The sequence below is a fragment of the Hydrogenispora ethanolica genome (assembly GCF_004340685.1).
Lineage (GTDB): Bacteria > Bacillota > UBA4882 > UBA8346 > UBA8346 > Hydrogenispora > Hydrogenispora ethanolica.
The window spans coordinates 1-14,354 of record NZ_SLUN01000017.1 but is presented as its reverse complement, the minus strand read 5'-3'; the positions used below and the strand labels follow the sequence as shown (position 1 = coordinate 14,354).

The following is a 14,354-nucleotide window of genomic DNA, read 5'->3' as shown; positions in this document are numbered from 1 at the left end:
CAGATGCTGTTACATAAGTATACCAGCGGGGAGTATCACTCTTACGAGGAGTTCCGCGAGAATTTTGAGATTAAGGTTCCGGACAACTTCAACTTCGCCTATGACGTCGTCGATGAACTGGCGGAACAATCCCCTGACAAGGTGGCGATCGTCTGGTGTAACGACCAGGGGGAGGAACGCAACTTTACCTTCGCCGATCTCAAATTTTACAGCGACAAGGCTGCCAATTTCTTTCGCAGCGCCGGGATCGGCAAGGGCGATCCGGTGATGTTGGTCCTAAAACGCCGCCATGAATTCTGGTATAGCTTGTTGGCGTTGCATAAGATCGGCGCCATCGCCGTCCCCGCCACCCACCTTTTGACCGCCAAGGACTTTGTCTACCGGAATAATGCCGCCGATATCAAAATGATCGTCTGCGTCGCCAGCCCCGAAGTGATCGAGCATGTCGAGAAGGCGCAAGGCGATTCGCCATCCTTGCAAACCAAGGTCCTGGTCGGCGGGTCCCGGGAAGGCTGGTTGGACTTTGACGCGGAGATGGCGAAGGCCGACTCCCATTTTGAGAAGCCGACCGGAGAAGCGATGACCCGGAACGACAATATTTCCTTATTATATTTCACCTCCGGGACCACCGCCTTTCCCAAGATGGTCCGGCATAATTTCACCTATCCGCTGGGACATATCGTCACGGCCAAGTATTGGCAGAATGTGGAGGATGGCGGCTTGCACCTGACGGTCTCCGAAACCGGCTGGGCCAAGTCGGTCTGGGGAAAAATTTATGGGCAATGGCTGGCCGGCAGCGCGGTCTTCGTCTATGACTTCGAGAAGTTCATCCCCAGAGATCTGTTGGCGATGGTCGCCAAACACGGCGTGACCACGTTTTGCGCGCCGCCCACCATCTACCGGTATCTGATCAAAGAGGACCTTTCCCAATTCGATCTCTCGAAATTGAAATACTGCGTCGTCGCCGGCGAACCGCTCAATCCGGAGATCTATAACCAGTTTCTCAAGCTGACCGGGATCAAATTGCGGGAAGGATACGGACAAACCGAGTGCACCATGGCGGTGGGGACATTCCCCTGGATGGAGCCGCGCCCCGGCTCGATGGGCAAGCCCTCCCCCGGATATGAAGTGGATATCGTCGATGAGGAAGGCCGCTCCTGCGAAGTGGGCGAAGTGGGCGAGATCATCTTCCGGACCGACATTTACACGCCGGTGGGCATCTTTGACGGCTACTACCGCGACCGCGAGATGACCGAAAGCGTTTGGCACGACGGCGTGTATCACACCCGCGATACCGCCTGGCGGGATGAGGACGGCTATTTTTGGTTCGTCGGCCGGACCGATGACGTCATTAAGAGTTCGGGTTACCGGATCGGGCCGTTTGAAGTCGAGAGCGCCCTGATTGAGCATCCGGCGGTCCTGGAGTGCGCCGTCACCGGCGTTCCCGACCCGCTGCGGGGCCAGATCGTCAAGGCGACCGTGGTGCTGACCAAGAACTACCAGCCCGGCGAGGAGCTGGTGAAGGAGCTTCAGGAGCACGTCAAACGGGTCACCGCGCCCTACAAATACCCCCGGGTCATTGAGTTCGTGGCGGAGCTCCCCAAAACGATCAGCGGGAAGATCCGGCGGGTGGAGATCCGCGAGAAGGACCGGACCGAGGCGTAGGGCGGCTGGCCATACCGGTATTTTCAAAAAGAAACGGGACGAGCGATCATCCCGTTTCTTTGATTTGCGGGAAAACTTTGGCCGGTTGCAGGATTTAGCAGGAATGTGTCTAATCATGACGAATAATCTTTAAACAGTCGGCGTGACGGACGATTCCGCCGGCTCTTGTTATATGTTGCAAGCGGTTTTTTGGATTTGAAATCCCGTTTTATGCCAATACTTAAATAAAGCGTATGCTCCCTAAAAGCGTTGTAATAAATCCTGTCCGAAGGACAGGGTGAATACAAAAGCTCAGAGAAGCAAGGGATAAAGTCGACTTTTTAAACCTTTTCAGGCTGAAGCGGTTGGAAAGAGACTTTAACATGGCTGCTAATTCATCAAACGACAGGACGAAACGATGACCGGAAAAGTATGGCGGATCGCCGCTCATCCTCATAACCTCGCCGACGAATTGGCCGAGCGGCTGGGAATCTCGGCGCTCCTGGCCAGGCTGCTGGTGAACCGGGGTCTCTCCGATCCCCAGGCGGCCCAGCTTTTTCTGGCTCCAACCCTGAATCAGCTGCACGATCCCTTCCAATTCCAAATGATGCAACGGGCGGTGGAACGGATCGGACGGGCCATCCGGGATCAGGAATACGTCCTGATCTATGGCGACTACGACGTGGACGGGATCACCTCCGTCTCGCTGATGATCCGGGTACTGGCCCGGCTCTTGCCGGGAAAACTCCTTTATTATCTGCCCAAGCGGCTGGAAGAAGGATACGGGCTGCATCTCAGCTCCATCGAGAAGGCCCTGGCGCGCGGCGTCGGCCTGATCATCACCGTGGATTGCGGGATCACCGCGGTGGAGGAAGCGGCCTACCTGGCGGAGCGGGGCGTCGATCTGATCATCACCGATCATCACGAGTCCCAGGAGACGCTTCCCGCCGCCTATGCGATTATTGATCCGAAGCTGCCGGGCGAGGGTTATCCATTCCAGCAGCTGGCCGGGGTCGGCGTCGCGTTCAAGCTGCTCCAGGGGGTTGCCACCGCCTTCCCAGAGATCCGGGAACGGCTCTTCAGCAATCTGGATCTGGTGGCCTTTGGGACCGTGGCCGATATCGTGCCGTTGCTCGGCGAAAACCGGGTACTGGTCAAATATGGCTTGATGCAGTTGCAAAAGACGGAAAACATCGGGTTGCAAGCTTTAATTCAGACGGCGGCCCTGGCCGACCGGGCCATCACCAGCGGCCACATCGGATTCGTGTTGGCGCCGCGGGTCAATGCCGCCGGCCGGATGGGCAATCCCAGCATCGGGGTGCGCCTCTTCCTGACCAACGACCCGGTGCAGGCGCTGGATCTCGCCAAGCAGTTGGAGAAGGAGAATCTGAACCGCCAGAGTACCGAGAACCAGGTCCTGACCGAGGCCCAACAGATGCTGGCCGCCGCTCCGGAGCTGGCGGAGGAGTACGGGTTGGTGCTGGCCGGCGAGGGATGGCATCTCGGGGTCATCGGCATTGTGGCATCACGGCTGGTGGAGATCTATAATAAACCAGTGATCCTGATCGGGCTGGACGGGGCCGAGGGCCGGGGGTCCGGCCGCAGCATCCACGGTTTCAACCTGTTCAACGCCATCGATCACTGCAGCGGCCATCTGATCCGCTTTGGCGGCCATGAGTTCGCCGCGGGACTCTCCATCGCCCGGGAACAGATCCCCGGGTTCAGACAGGCATTCCAGGAGTACGCCAAGGCGCATCTGACTCCGGAAAATCTCCGGCCGATGCTGAATATCGAGAGCTTATTGGATCTGAACCGGGTCACGCTGGACCTGGCCAGAGAATTGGAGATGCTGGCGCCGTGCGGGCCGGCCAATCCCACCCCGGTCTTCGGGTGCCGGGCCGTCCGCCTGGTCGACTACAAAGGCGTGGGCGAGAATGGCAAACACCTCAAACTGCGGGTCTCCGACCAACAGGTGACCCGGGAGGGGATCGGCTTCAATCTGGGATTCGTCCTGGATGAGCTGGCCAGCACCAGCGAGTTGGACCTGGCTTTCTCATTGGAGGAGAACCATTGGAACGGCTCGGTTCAGATCCAGCTGAACCTGAAGGATGTCGTGCGACGGGGGAGCGAGTAAGTGGAACCATCAACGTCCTTTGCAGATTTTTTGCAGAGAATCGCCCAGAATCGCGGCGAGGCCGATGCCCTGCGGGTAAAGGCGGCCTATGACTTTGCCTTTGACGCCCATCAAGGCCAGAAACGGGAGTCGGGCGAGGCTTATATCCAGCACCCCTGGGAAGTGGCGAACATCGTTTACGACCTGGGTATGGATACGACTTCGATCGAAGCTTCCCTGCTGCACGACGTGGTTGAGGATACCGGACACGATCTGGAGGAGATCAAAAAACGCTTCGGTTCGGAAGTGGCCCTGCTGGTCGACGGCGTCACCAAGCTCTCCCGCCTGGCCTTCCAAAGCAAGCAGGAACAGCAGATGGAGAACCTGCGCAAGATGTTCCTGGCGATGACTCAGGACCTGCGGGTGATCATCATCAAGCTGGCCGACAGGCTGCATAACATGCGGACCCTCAAAGCCCTTTGCCCCGAGAAGCAACAAAAGATCGCCAAGGAAACCCTGGAGATCTATGCGCCGCTGGCCCATCGAATCGGTATCGGCAAGGTGAAATGGGAGCTGGAGGATCTGGCGCTCCGCTATATCGATCCCGATGCCTACTACGATCTGGTCGGCAAGGTCGCCAAAAAGCGGCAGGAGCGGGAAGGCATCATCGAAGAGGTCAAAGCGACGCTGCAGCGTTCCCTGGCCGAAGTGGAGCTTAAGGCCGAGGTTCAGGGACGGCCGAAACATTTCTACAGCATCTACCACAAGATGCAGGAGCAGGGGAAGGATTTTTCCGAGATCTACGACCTGTTGGGCCTGCGGGTGATCGTGGCGACGGTCCAGGACTGTTATGAAGTGTTGGGCATCGTGCATACTCTGTGGAAACCGATCCCGGGCCGTTTCAAGGATTACGTGGCGATGCCGAAGTCCAATATGTACCAGTCCTTGCATACCACGGTGATCGGCCCTCAGGCCGAGCCGCTGGAGATCCAGATCCGGACTTGGGAGATGCACCAGACCGCCGAGTTCGGGATCGCCGCCCATTGGATCTACAAGCAGGATGGCACCGGCGACAAGGATATGCGGGAGAAGGTCGCCTGGCTCCGCCATCTCATCGAATGGCAGGGCGAGATGAAGGATACCGAGGAGTTCATGGAGACTCTGCGGATCGGGCTCTTCGTCGATGAGGTCTTCGTCTTCACTCCCAAAGGCGAGGTCAAAAGTTTGCCCGCCGGCTCGACCCCGGTGGATTTCGCCTACAGCATCCACACCGGCCTCGGCCACCAGTGCGCCGGCGCCAAGGTCAACAGCAGGCTGGTCCCTCTGGATTACCAGCTGAAAAACGGCGATATCATCCAGATCATCACCAACAAGCAAGGTTCCGGTCCCAGCCGGGACTGGCTGCAATTCGTCAAAACCTCGAAGGCCAAAAACCGGATCCGGCAGTGGCTGCGCGAGCAGGATCGCGAAGAGAACATTCAGGCCGGCCGGGAGATCCTCGAACGCGAACTGCGCAAACACAACCTGGAAGTCCATGAGAACCTGCGTCCCGAAGTTTTGTTGGAAGCCGCCAAGAAACTCGGCTTCAACAATATCGACGATCTGTTGGCCTCGGTGGGCGACCTGAAAGTCACCGCCAACCAGATCATCGGCAAAATGAGCGGCGAGAAGGACTTTGCGCCGCGGGTCACCACCCGGCCCGAGAGTGAGGAGCGGCGCAAGACGCGCCGTCCCGGACAGGGCATCCGGGTGAAGGGCGTCGACGATCTGCTGGTCCGCTTCTCCCGTTGCTGCAATCCGGTGCCCGGCGATCCGATCATCGGCTTCATCACCCGCGGCCGGGGCGTGTCGGTGCACCGACGGGACTGTCCCAATCTGGTCAGCGAGGACCGGGAGCGGATCATTGAGGTCGAGTGGGATACCGAGGCGGGTGCCTCCTATCCGGTGGACATCGAGATTGAAGGGGCGGACCGGGTCAACTTCCTGACCGATATCATGAACGCCATTTCCGAGATGAAGCTCTACCTGAGCGCGGCCAAGGCCCGTTCCAAGGGCGGGACCGCTTTTATCAACCTCACCTTGGAGATCGCTCATTCCGATCAGATCGCCGCCATCTTTAAACGGGTCAAAAAAGTCGAGGGCGTGGAACGAGTCTACCGGGTCAGCCGGCTGGTGAGGTGAGCGGAAGCGATGCGGGCAGTCATTCAACGGGTGCAACGGGCTCAAGTGACGGTGGACGGGGCGATCACCGGCGCGATCGGCCCCGGCTTGGCGGTCCTGTTGGGGGTGGGGCAGGATGACAGCGCCGAGGATGTGGCCTATCTGGCGGAAAAGGCCGTCAATTTGCGGATCTTCCCCGATGAACAGGGAAAGTTGAACCTTTCCTGTCTGGCGCTGGGTTTGCCGGTATTGGTCGTATCTCAATTTACATTATATGGGGACTGCCGGAACGGCCGGCGGCCCAGCTTTACGGAGGCCGCCCCGCCAGAATTGGGCGAGGCGCTTTACGAGGCGTTCTGCAGCGCAGTGGCCGGTCAGGGACTGACGGTGGCGCGGGGCCGCTTCCGCAGCCATATGCTTTTCGAGCTGGTCAATGACGGGCCGGTGACGATCCTGTTGGACAGCAAGAAGCTGTTTTAAGGACCGGCTCCGCAAAAAGCGTTCCGTTGTTCCTCTCCTGATTCCGGGATCTGGCCGTTCTCTTTCCGGCGGATGGCCGGCGTCTCATTCTTCTCCTTCTCCCGCGATCGCCCACCCATCATTCCGCCACGGCACTTTTCTTCCCCTGCTCTGGGAAGCAACCCAAGAGTGTGTTATAATACAGCTTGTGGCAATTATTTCCTGATGATGCCGAATTCGACACGACAGAGGTTATCCGATGAAACTGGATCGACTCATCGCCATTTTGGTGCTGCTGTTGCGGCGGGACCGGATTCCCGCCCGGGAATTGGCCGAGCTTTTTGAGGTATCGGTGCGGACTGTCCTGCGGGACGTCGACGCCATCGACCGCGCCGGGATTCCCATCGTCACCTATCAGGGGGCGGGCGGCGGCATCGGGATCGCCGAAGGCTTCCGGCTGGACCGCAGCCTGTTGACGCCCGACGACATGGCGGCGCTGGTGGCTTCCTTAAAAGGCGTGGCCTCCAGCGTCCCCGATACCCGGCATACGGTCCTGCTGGAGAAGCTGCGGAATACGCTCTCCCCGGAACAACTGCAAACGGTTCAGGCCAAGACCAATCAACTGGTCATCGACCTGGAGCCGTGGGGCGGCGCCGGCCCCGTCAAGGAACGCCTAGCGATGTTGCGCCAGGCCATCGCCGACCGGCGCCAGGTCCGGCTGGCCTATACCGACGCGGCGGGGCAGAGCAGCGTGCGGCTGGTGGAGCCGTATTCGCTGGTGCTCAAGGGGCAGCGCTGGTATCTCTACGCCTGGTGCGAAGCGCGGCAGGGTTTCCGCCTTTTTAGGCTCGGCCGGATTACGGAGCTGTCCGTGACCGAGACCCGCTTCGTTCCCAGGGAGGTCGCCTTGGACGAGCTGCCTTGGGAGCACGAGTGGTGGAAACCGGAAAACGCGATTCAGCTTGAATTGGTCTTTGAGAGGGAACTGTCGGCCGCCGTCCGGGAGTGGTTCGGCGAGGATGCGATCCGCGAGGACGACCAACGGCTGATGGTCAAGGCGGTCATGCCCGAGAATCCCTGGCTCTACGGGTTCCTGCTCTCTTTCGGCCCCGGGCTGGAAGTAGTCAACCCGCCACATATCCGGAGAGTCCTCCTGGATCTGGCCGCCGGAATTGTCCGCCGCTATTCCTCCGAAACATGACACGATGCTGTCCGGTTCCTCATGATATGATCGGGAAAAACCAAGGAGGATGTCATGATGGATTACCATTTTGAAGTGAGCGAAGCCCCGGCCCAGCCATTGCTGTTCATCCGCAAGTTCACCACGGTGGGCCAGTTGCCCCAGGAGATCGGCCAGGCCTGCCAAACGGTCATCGAGTACCTGAACCGGCTGGGGGAAAAACCGCTGAATGCGGCTTTAACAGCCTATTACAATCTGGACATGGAGCATCTCGACGTGGCGATGGGCTTTCCGGTGGCCAGGCCGCTTCCGGGCAGCGAGGCCATCCAAGCGGGCGAGCTTCCCGCCGGGAAGCAGCTTTCCTATCTTTATAAAGGCCCGTACCAAGGGATGGAGCCGGTTTACAACGCCATGTTCCAATGGCTGGAGGAGCAGGGCCTGGTGTCGTCCGGCGTGTACTACGAGTTTTACTACAATTCCCCGGAGGAAGTGCCGGAGAGCGAGCTGCTGACCAAGATCGTCTTTCCGCTCAAGTGAGGCGGCGGGTATCGGTCAAGCCGTGACTGGTTTCGAAACCGGAACTCGTCAAAGTTCTGTGATTGAACAAGGTAGAAAAGCTTCGCTAAAAACCAAAAAACTATTCTCGCGCAGAGGCGCTGAGGCGCGGAGCAAAAGGGTAAACCTGAAATAAGAATAGATGGAGTGCTTTTTTATGGTCAAACTCTACACCTCTGCGCCTCTGTGGGAGAAAATGGAACGTAAAGTATCAAAAATCCGGCAAGTCGCTTTGCACCTTGTACCCGACTTGGGCCGGCTTCGTGACGCTGATTGAACAAGGTAGAAAAGCTTCGCTAAAAACCAAAAAGCTATTCTCCCGCAGAGACGCTGAGGCGCGGAGAAAAAGCGTAACCTCAAATAAGAATTTTGAGTGCTTTTTTATGGTCAAACCCTGCGCCTTCGCGCCTCTGCGGGAGTAAATGTTATGAATGACTTTGACGTAGGCCTGGGTTTCGAAAGGCGGTGCCTGTTTGAAAACGGAGGATCTATTGTTGGATGCCGGCCGTGCGCCGGATCTGGCCGCGCTCACCGGGTATATCGACGGACCGGCGCGCGGCCGTTGGCTGGAGTTGAACCGCTTTCTCCAGGAGCGCTACCGGGTCGGGCCGAAGATCGCCTACAGCCGGTGCTCCGCCAAACCCGGCTGGAACGTAAAGTATCAAAAATCCGGCAAGTCGCTCTGCACCTTGTACCCGGAGCGGGACGGCTTCGTGGCGCTGGTGGTCCTGCGGCAGGAGCTGCTGCCGCTGCTGGAGGCCACCAGCGCCGGGCTGTGGGACGAAGCGATCCTGGCGCCGGCCCGGACGGCCAAGCCGTTCAACGGCACCGTCTGGCTGATGATTCCGGTCACGGGCGACCGCGTCGTGGCGGACCTGAAACAATTGCTCCTGCTGAAGCAGGAGGGAACGCTCCCGTGAACGGGCGCGCCTTGGGGGAATGAAATGAAAGGGGACCGGGCGATGGAATACCGGGTGAAACTGCTATCGCTGCTGGACCAGGCGCAGCGCCAGGAAGAACAGCTGCTGGGCAGTCTGGTGGAAACCGCGGCCGAGGCCCGGGGCGACTATGATCATTGGACGCTCCCGGATGTCCTGGCCCATCTCGGCGAATGGCGCCTGACCGCGGCCGGGAAACTGGCGGCCCTGGCCGAAGGGAAGGCCGTTCCGTTTCACGAAGACCTTGACGCCGTCAACCGCCGCAATTATGCCAAACACTGCCGGGATTCGGCGGGGGAAATCCGTGCGTTGGCCGAGTCCAGCCATGCCGCTTTTCGACAGCGCGTCGCGGCCTTCGACGAGCGACGCCTGGGCCAGCCGGCCGGGCTGGAGGGGTTCGACGCTCCCTTATGGCGCTACATTCTGATTGACGGCTTTCTCCATCCCACGCTGCACCGGGCCGTATACCATTTCGCGGGCCGCGACTTTGCGGCCGCCTTCCGGATCCTGGCCGGGAACTACCGGCTCCTCGCCGAACTGGACGACAGCCCGGCCATGGCCCGGAGCTTTTTGGACTGCGAGGGCCTGCTGGAAGAGGTGATGGAGCGGGAGGAATTGCTCCGCCGGCTGCGGGAGTTCCGGACCGCGGGGGCCGGCGGTCCGGACGTGCCGGCGGGGATGGTGGAGCGGTTTATCGAAGCGAACCGGCTCGGGTGAACGGGGGAACGGGCCGGCTTCACTCCGGGATTAGGACTTTTTCATAGCAATGAAAAACATTCGGCCTGCCAAAGGCCTGAATCGCGCCGACGAAGCGGTAGTCCAGCTTGATAAATAAGGCGTTCATCTGGGGATTCAAAGAATAGGTATCCGATTTGAGATAGCGCACCCCGGCGTTCCGGGCCAACGCTTCCCCGAAGCGCATCAGGGCCGAGGCGATCCCCCGGTTGCGAAAGGCGCTGTCCACCGCCATTCTGTGCAGCACCAGCGCCGGCTCGGCCAGCGACCACTGAAGGTTCCGGTATTCGTCAGGTTCCTGATAGTTCAGACAGAGAAAACCGCGGATCCGTCCGGCCTCCTCCTCCACATAGAGGGTCTCCTCCGCCACGTCCCGCGCAAAATCCTCCAGCCGCGGGTAATTCTCATCCCACTGCACCCGGTTTTCGGCCCGCATCTCCTGGCCGGCCTTTCTCACAATCTCCATGATAGCCGCGAGGTCACCCGATCGCGCATTGCGAATCATTCGTTATCCGCTCCTTTCGGCCGTTTCAGCTCCTGCCAGACGGACTCCATATTCTGGCGCATTCTTTCGATTAGGGCGCCCGCTTGCCGGATCTCCTCCGGAGTGAACCCTTGCAGGCAGGTCGCGGTATGGGCGTTCTCCACCGCGATCACCAGGTCGTAGACCGTAAGCGCCCGGGGGGTGGGGTATAATTTGGCCGCCCGGCTGTCCGAGGCGTCTTTCTCCTTGCGGACATAGCCGCTGCCGCTCAGCTTTTGCACCGCCTTGGTGGTGGTGGTTTTGTCGACCTTGAGCAGGTTGGACAGCTGAATATGGTTCAGTCCGGGATGTTCGCAGATCCGGGTCAGAAAGATGAATTGCCCCTTTTGCAGTTGATATTCCCGGTACTTCAGATCGCATTTGGAATGGATGATCCGGGAGAGCATGCCGATCTCCCGTAGGATCGGATTGTCCAGGGTTTGGATGGGAACCGCCTCCTCCGATAGTTGAATCTTCAACTATTATTATAAGGAATCATTGTTGAACTTTCAACAATATCATGAGGGAAAACGGTGAAATTTTGGCTCATGCCGCCAACCTGGGCGTTCGGATGACCCGGCTGGGGAGGAGTGGATGGAATTTCGTTCGGGTATTGGGCAGCATGACCGGCCAGGGGATAGGAAATATTTGATTAGTTTACCAGATTTGATAATATCACGACCTCACTTCTTCCGGAGCGGGGGTTTTTATTTTGGTTGATGCGGGAAGTTGACCAATTCGGTGGAAGACCTGTTACATCAATCATCATGGAACAGCTGATGACCTTCAACAAGTAATGAAACGATGAATATTTTTTAGAAATAAAGGGTTAATCAGGAAAGTATCCCAGTATTTGAAGGAGAACAAATATTTCCATAGAATAATCTTCCAAAAAAGATAATTCAAATATTTGGAGGCTTAACTGATGAAGAAACCCACCATGAAAATCTTGCTCGTCATCATTCTGCTCCTGGGCGGGATATATTATGCTACTCCGTCCCTGGCCAGTCCCGGGGAAATGCGCACCTTCAAGCTGGAGAAGGGCCGGAGTGGACATGTCAACTTTTATGGTTTGGAAATGGATATCCCCGCTGGAGCCACAGACAAAGAGTTGTCGGTAGGGTGGGGCGATCCGGACCTAACCCAAATCCAAGTTCCCTTTGGGTTCCGCCCGGTTTCACAACCTTATCGTTTTGGGCCGCACGGCTTAAAATTTCAACGAGGTAAAGCGCCGATTGTCCGACTAAAAATTAATGCTGATTCCTTACGGGAAGGAGATTCTTTCAGAAGTGTAAGGCTATATTATATCAACCGCGAAGAAAAACGTTTGGAGTTGACGAAAAATCAACAGATAGATCCCGTCACTGGAAACATCGAAGCGGAATTGGACCATTTCAGCGAGTATGTTCTTGGCATATCCTCCAATTGGGACGGAAATGGGTTTTGCTCAAATATGGATTATGTAAGCGATGGAGAAGAGCATGTTTTGCTGAATGGCTTGAAACTTAACATTTTATCCCCGGTTTTTCCATTAAGCGGGCGGGGGAAAATGGGTTTTGACCTTGTAAGAGTTTATAAGGGAGGAGGGATAGATTCTTCTAATCCTTTTTATATTGCGCAAGGCTGGTATTGGGCAATGCCCTATATTTATAAGGAACGTCTTTATTTGGCAAATGGAGCATCCTATGATCTGTCGCATGGAAACCTGGAAAATATTATCCCACTGCCGCCGGGCTTCGAAAGCAATGATTGTATAATTAAACCGGAATGTACCCATTTGCGTTATTGTGGAGATTCGCGGGTAAAAGTCATTTATAAAGGTTATAACTGGGATTCCTCTAAAGGGCGTTACAAAGAGAAACGAATTTCAGCAGTTATTCTTAAGGATGGGACATCGATCGAAAAACATTCTGGAACAATGATAGTAAGAGACCCAAATGGAAATACGATTCAGTATGGCTTTGCTGCCTTTGGTAACTCAATACTTGAACCAATTCCAATCGATAATGACAATAGTGATGCTGTTATTAGACTTACTTCACTAACAGATTCTGCAGGTCGATCTTTTAAGTTTTCCTATGATTTGAACCCGAGTTCAAACGGTACGATTAATCCCACCCTATCAAAAGTGGAGCAAAAACTGTCCGATAATACCTATCGATGCATTTTAAGTTATAGAAAAATAGACGCAAACTCTTACTGCTTCACAGACGCGTTAGGGAAAGTGACCTCTTATTATGCACCAATTATAATATCTCAAATAACCCATTACGACGGAAGTAGGACGAATTATGAATACGATTTTCGATTCGATGCATATGCTTTTATAGGCTGTTTTACAGTAAAAAGCCAGAAAGTATATAGGCCCGGTGAATCAAATCCTTTCACGACAATAACTTATTCCCCGAGCTGGTTGACAGGACAAAATGCATTTTCCATGAGTTCAGTCGCAGTGAACGATGGGACCTCATTAAAAAAATATTACTTCAATAACCCTGATTATGGAACGACCAGTAAAGAAGAGACATATACACTTTCTGGGAATTTAGTAAAAAGCACGACCTATACCTATAAGCTCTATGGAACCAAAGAAGCCGGCGCTAATGTACCTATTTCAATTAACACCCAATTTATGACCGCTTCCGGTACTCTTGGACCAGCGGCCAGTTTTCAATATGACTATGATGATTGGTGCAACCCCACCTTGGTCAAAGACCCCAACGGCAATATCACTCGAATGGCTTATGCCAATACCAATAGCAATTGGCATTTGTCTCAATTGAACGGTGGCCTCCAGGATTATTGCTTCTCTGCTGATCTAACTACCTTAAGCGAGATTGGTTATGATAAATTACTGACCAAAGCGACCATCAACCATGATCCGGTTCACAATACCGATCAATTGAACCAAACACATTATCAATATGATGCCAGGGGGAACCTGCTTCGGGAAAGAAACGCATATAATGGCTCATATCTTGAGAGTTCCTTTACCTACGATTCCTACGGTAACATACTCTCCAAAACCGACGCCAACGGTAATGCCCTTTATTTCGAGTACCGGGCCGATGCTCCATATAACTCGGCCTTTTTGACCGCGGTAAAAAAGGCGGATGGTTCCGCCATTGCCACGTATGATTATGATGTAAATATCGGCAAGCCGACTCGGGTAACCGATCCGAAGGGAAATCTGTTTCTCTATACCTACGACACTTTGGGACGGTTGACCAGTGAGACTTTAGATAATGCCGATCCCAAGATCGGCATCACCCGGCAGATTACTTATGATGACGCCAATAGCACCGTTAGCCTGAAATACGGTAACATAGCGGCCGGTTGGCAAGAAGGCAGGATTCTTTACGACCCGCTTTGCGGAAAACCGCGTCGAATCCAACGGAAACTCAACGGCAATTGGGTCACGCTCAAAGAGTTGAGCTACGATAGCGCCGGCAGGCTAATATCGGCCAAAGATAATCTGGGGCATACAACTTCCTATAACTATGACGAGTTGGACCGGCTGATCAAGACCACTTTGCCAGATGGAACCTTTACCACTTCCAATTGGAATGACCGGACGCTTACCGTTATCGACGCAAAAGGAAACCAGCGCGTACAGACTTACGATCGATTGGACCGGTTAATCCAAGTGATCGAACATCCCGATTCGAACACCTCCTATGTGACAACTTATGATTATGACAGTGAATCCCACTTGGTCAGAGTAACCAATCCGCGACAGGCGTCGACGCTCTACACCTACGATAATCTTGGACGGCAAATCCGGATAGATTTGCCGCAGGACGGGACCAATCCGATGGCGGCCGAGATTTATACCTATGATAATGTCGGAAATCTGAAAACCAAGACTATCGGTTCCAGGACTAAAACGATGAATTATGAGTTCTTCGCCGGCTATCGGCTCAAGAGCTTGACCGAACCGGACAGCCGGACGGTGACCTATACCTACGACAACAATGATAACCCGCTCACTCAGACAGTCTCCAATGGGATGAGCTATACCTATGCCTACGACTCCCGGAACCGGAT

Annotated in this window: 13 protein-coding genes; 10 read left to right on the top strand and 3 right to left on the bottom strand. The window is 55.6% G+C overall.

Going from position 1 to position 14,354, the window contains the following annotated elements:
- Positions 1 to 6 precede the first annotated feature (6 nt).
- From EDC14_RS14075 to dtd, 4 genes are all read left to right on the top strand, one after another.
- Positions 7 to 1,665, top strand: coding sequence for an AMP-binding protein (locus EDC14_RS14075; RefSeq protein ID WP_132015024.1), 1,659 nt, complete (start codon positions 7 to 9; stop codon positions 1,663 to 1,665).
- A 397-nt stretch (positions 1,666 to 2,062) separates the two neighbouring features.
- Positions 2,063 to 3,778 carry a single-stranded-DNA-specific exonuclease RecJ gene (recJ, locus tag EDC14_RS14070; RefSeq protein WP_132014941.1) on the top strand — a complete coding sequence of 572 codons (1,716 nt, stop codon included), beginning with the start codon at positions 2,063 to 2,065 and terminating at the stop codon, positions 3,776 to 3,778.
- Positions 3,779 to 5,938 (top strand): RelA/SpoT family protein, encoded by a 2,160-nt coding sequence (locus tag EDC14_RS14065; protein WP_243662933.1) that lies wholly within the window; start codon positions 3,779 to 3,781, stop codon positions 5,936 to 5,938.
- 9 nt (positions 5,939 to 5,947) lie between these two features.
- The gene (gene dtd, locus EDC14_RS14060) at positions 5,948 to 6,397 is read left to right on the top strand and encodes a D-aminoacyl-tRNA deacylase (RefSeq protein ID WP_132014940.1); all 450 of its coding nucleotides are present in this window, start codon (positions 5,948 to 5,950) and stop codon (positions 6,395 to 6,397) included.
- Here the strand turns inward: dtd and EDC14_RS27575 are convergent.
- On the bottom strand, positions 6,394 to 6,516 hold the full coding sequence (locus tag EDC14_RS27575; protein WP_279388759.1) for a hypothetical protein: 123 nt from the start codon (positions 6,514 to 6,516) through the stop codon (positions 6,394 to 6,396). The genes dtd and EDC14_RS27575 overlap by 4 nt on opposite strands.
- Positions 6,517 to 6,635: 119 nt before the next feature.
- Between EDC14_RS27575 and EDC14_RS14055 the strand changes: the two genes are divergently transcribed.
- The 5 genes from EDC14_RS14055 to EDC14_RS14035 all read left to right on the top strand — a co-directional run bounded on the left by EDC14_RS14055 (position 6,636) and on the right by EDC14_RS14035 (position 9,766).
- The gene (locus tag EDC14_RS14055) at positions 6,636 to 7,577 is read left to right on the top strand and encodes a helix-turn-helix transcriptional regulator (RefSeq protein WP_132014939.1); all 942 of its coding nucleotides are present in this window, start codon (positions 6,636 to 6,638) and stop codon (positions 7,575 to 7,577) included.
- Positions 7,578 to 7,631: 54 nt separating this feature from the next.
- Complete coding sequence (locus EDC14_RS14050; RefSeq protein WP_243662932.1) at positions 7,632 to 8,093, top strand: GyrI-like domain-containing protein; 462 nt, start codon at positions 7,632 to 7,634, stop codon at positions 8,091 to 8,093.
- 194 nt (positions 8,094 to 8,287) lie between these two features.
- Positions 8,288 to 8,533 carry a DUF3788 family protein gene (locus EDC14_RS27790; RefSeq protein WP_132015021.1) on the top strand — a complete coding sequence of 82 codons (246 nt, stop codon included), beginning with the start codon at positions 8,288 to 8,290 and terminating at the stop codon, positions 8,531 to 8,533.
- A gap of 51 nt (positions 8,534 to 8,584) precedes the next feature.
- Complete coding sequence (locus EDC14_RS14040; protein WP_243662931.1) at positions 8,585 to 9,031, top strand: DUF3788 family protein; 447 nt, start codon at positions 8,585 to 8,587, stop codon at positions 9,029 to 9,031.
- 24 nt (positions 9,032 to 9,055) lie between these two features.
- On the top strand, positions 9,056 to 9,766 hold the full coding sequence (locus tag EDC14_RS14035; RefSeq protein WP_132014938.1) for a maleylpyruvate isomerase N-terminal domain-containing protein: 711 nt from the start codon (positions 9,056 to 9,058) through the stop codon (positions 9,764 to 9,766).
- 19 nt (positions 9,767 to 9,785) lie between these two features.
- On the opposite strand, the gene EDC14_RS14030 is transcribed toward EDC14_RS14035, so the two are convergent.
- The gene (locus tag EDC14_RS14030; RefSeq protein ID WP_132014937.1) at positions 9,786 to 10,289 is read right to left on the bottom strand and encodes a GNAT family N-acetyltransferase; all 504 of its coding nucleotides are present in this window, start codon (positions 10,287 to 10,289) and stop codon (positions 9,786 to 9,788) included.
- The gene (locus EDC14_RS14025; RefSeq protein WP_132015019.1) at positions 10,286 to 10,714 is read right to left on the bottom strand and encodes a MarR family winged helix-turn-helix transcriptional regulator; all 429 of its coding nucleotides are present in this window, start codon (positions 10,712 to 10,714) and stop codon (positions 10,286 to 10,288) included. The genes EDC14_RS14030 and EDC14_RS14025 overlap by 4 nt, the downstream gene beginning before the upstream one ends.
- A gap of 518 nt (positions 10,715 to 11,232) precedes the next feature.
- Here EDC14_RS14025 and EDC14_RS14020 point away from each other — a divergent pair.
- A partial coding sequence (locus EDC14_RS14020) for an RHS repeat domain-containing protein (protein ID WP_132014936.1) occupies positions 11,233 to 14,354 on the top strand: 3,122 nt, incomplete at its 3' end.

What these genes read in the sequence shown, in the direction of transcription:
- EDC14_RS14030 (WP_132014937.1), bottom strand. Translation starts at nt 10,289, where the DNA reads ATGATTCGCAATGCGCGATCGGGTGACCTCGCGGCTATCATGGAGATT.
- dtd (WP_132014940.1), top strand. Translation starts at nt 5,948, where the DNA reads ATGCGGGCAGTCATTCAACGGGTGCAACGGGCTCAAGTGACGGTGGAC.
- EDC14_RS27575 (WP_279388759.1), bottom strand. Translation starts at nt 6,516, where the DNA reads ATGGGTGGGCGATCGCGGGAGAAGGAGAAGAATGAGACGCCGGCCATC.
- EDC14_RS14050 (WP_243662932.1), top strand. Translation starts at nt 7,632, where the DNA reads ATGATGGATTACCATTTTGAAGTGAGCGAAGCCCCGGCCCAGCCATTG.
- EDC14_RS14055 (WP_132014939.1), top strand. Translation starts at nt 6,636, where the DNA reads ATGAAACTGGATCGACTCATCGCCATTTTGGTGCTGCTGTTGCGGCGG.
- EDC14_RS14035 (WP_132014938.1), top strand. Translation starts at nt 9,056, where the DNA reads ATGAAAGGGGACCGGGCGATGGAATACCGGGTGAAACTGCTATCGCTG.
- recJ (WP_132014941.1), top strand. Translation starts at nt 2,063, where the DNA reads ATGACCGGAAAAGTATGGCGGATCGCCGCTCATCCTCATAACCTCGCC.
- EDC14_RS14025 (WP_132015019.1), bottom strand. Translation starts at nt 10,714, where the DNA reads ATGCTCTCCCGGATCATCCATTCCAAATGCGATCTGAAGTACCGGGAA.